1 protein-coding gene is annotated in these 645 nt (G+C 67.1%); it reads right to left on the bottom strand.

All coding sequences use genetic code 11. The annotated features are described in order from the left end of the window. The coding region (locus tag F8271_RS33675; protein ID WP_225854913.1) for an IS1634 family transposase at positions 1-613 on the bottom strand (613 nt) is incomplete at its 3' end. Positions 614-645 lie beyond the last annotated feature (32 nt).

Raw genomic sequence — 645 nt, 5'->3', positions numbered from 1 at the left:
CCCCGATGATCAACATCCGGCGAGAGGTGGCGATCTCCTGCAACGCTTTCATCATCGGGATGACCTGGGCGACCTCGCCCGCGCCGCCGTCGTACGCCCGGTGGAAGACCGGTACCGCGCCGTCGGCGGTCACCGCGATCCCGGCCTGGACCTGTTTCAAGTCCGGCCGGCGGTCTTTCGGATGCCCGAACTTCGGCGCCGGGAACGCCTCGTCGACCTGCTCGTACTCGCCGTGCATCGAGATCGATGTCATGTCCCAGTGCATCCGGGACACATCGATGCCGAACACCTCGATCGCCTGCGCCCCGACCGACCCGGCGATCGAGTCCACCTGCAGGGCGATCGCATCGAGGGCCCGCCCGACCCGGTCATCATTGAGCTGCTCCGGTCGGATCCCGAACACCTCCTCGACCGCGTACGCGCCGGCCCACCCCTGCACCCGCACCAGCGGCTCCGGCGAGGTCAACCGATTCGCGACCAGGGCCTCGATGACCTGGCCATGCGTCAACTCCGACCGATCATCAACCGGACACAACCCGTCGATAACGTCACGAATCCGCAGCCGAGAACCGAACGCCGCGACCAACGGCAACGACCCCAACGCCTTCTCCACCGACGGCAACCCGAACCGCGCACGCTGTCTCA

This window comes from Micromonospora sp. ALFpr18c (assembly GCF_008868155.1).
Lineage (GTDB): Bacteria > Actinomycetota > Actinomycetes > Mycobacteriales > Micromonosporaceae > Micromonospora.
The sequence above is the reverse complement of the archived record's forward strand: the minus strand, read 5'-3'. Positions and strand labels throughout refer to the sequence as shown.